We start from the raw sequence: 1,312 nt of genomic DNA, 5'->3' as shown, positions 1-1,312 counted from the left end.
TCGTTATTCAATTGTTGTTCAAGTTTTTGTTTAGTTTGTTGCTCTGTATTGAGCTGCCCTTGTATATCTTTTATTTTTTGCTTAAACTGAGCAGTATTAATAACTGCACTCTGTTTTACATCCTTTAATTGTTGTTCAAAATTACTTTTTTCTGCCTTAATATCTTCTATTCTTTTCTTAAACTGAGTAGCTTCGTTACTCAATTGCTGTTTAAGTTTTTGCTCCTTGCTTTGAGCCGTCGCCAGCTGTCCTTGTATATCTTTTAGTTTTTGTTCAAACTGAATAACCTTATTAGTTGCTTTCTCTCTTTCATCATTCAGTTGTTGCTCAAGTGATTTTTTGCTTTCCTGCTCTTCCTTAAGCTGCTTTTTTGTTTTTCTTAGATTGTCTGATATGAAGTTAAATAGCTGATCAGATTCTTCATCAAGTTCCTCGTCATTTAATCCTTCTAAGTACTCATTATCAAGACTCTTACCAGGTGGTGGCATTGCTATAATATCAACATTTGTTACAAGTAGCAGTGCCATAAATACAATATTATTTTTTGATATCATAATCTATCTCCAATCATTTTGTACATTTAGTTAGCAGAAAATATCGAGTTTCCCTGTTAATTACATGAGTAACTAATGTCTACTCGAATGATTCCAAGAATTAGATTTGAAAACGAATAGTGAGTACCTGAATCTATGATATTTTTACAAAACAATTCTTGGAAGCATAAAAGCATAACAAACATAAACGACATTGAATAGTAAAAAGATACAAATAATGGCTAATGTTAAAGATTTAAATTTTAAACATCTAAATTAATTACATTCAAGGCATTTGCTTGAATAAATTGTCTTCTAGGTTCAACAATATCTCCCATTAATGTTGAAAAAATTACTTCAGCACTATCTTGTTCATGTACTAGAACGCTCAGAGCTATTCAAAGTAGAATTCGAGCTGCAAAGTTTCCAGAGAAGAAAGATATAGATAATTTTATTTTTACTGATACCCCAATAAGCCAAGAGCAAATTATGCATTTATATAGTTGTGAGTTTGTTAATAGTTCTAGAAATATAGTGTTAATTGGAGGGGCTGGTACCGGCAAAACGCGCCTTGCTATAGCCATTAGTGCAAGGGCAGTAAGAAAGGGTTATAAATCAAAGTTCTTTAACCTTGTAGATTTAGCAAACCAACTAGGGTGTGTCGTCACGAGATTTGAGTCCACATTAGTAAAGCCCTTAAATAAAGACCCGCCATGTATGATTTTGTATTTTTAGCATATCTTGTTGCTATACCACGCCATTCTTTAAATTTTTGAAAT

2 protein-coding genes are annotated in these 1,312 nt (G+C 32.1%); one reads left to right on the top strand and one right to left on the bottom strand.

Annotated elements, in window-relative coordinates; translation table 11 throughout:
* Positions 1 to 554, bottom strand: a 554-nt coding sequence (locus tag RiCNE_RS07000) for a hypothetical protein (RefSeq protein WP_133062974.1), incomplete at its 3' end; no start/stop codon positions are given.
* 315 nt (positions 555 to 869) lie between these two features.
* Between RiCNE_RS07000 and RiCNE_RS08525 the strand changes: the two genes are divergently transcribed.
* Complete coding sequence (locus RiCNE_RS08525; protein WP_410525753.1) at positions 870 to 1,268, top strand: ATP-binding protein; 399 nt, start codon at positions 870 to 872, stop codon at positions 1,266 to 1,268.
* The last annotated feature ends 44 nt before the right edge of the window (positions 1,269 to 1,312 follow it).

The organism is Rickettsia endosymbiont of Culicoides newsteadi (genome assembly GCF_002259525.1).
Classification (GTDB): Bacteria; Pseudomonadota; Alphaproteobacteria; order Rickettsiales; family Rickettsiaceae; genus Tisiphia.
The sequence above is the reverse complement of the archived record's forward strand: the minus strand, read 5'-3'. Positions and strand labels throughout refer to the sequence as shown.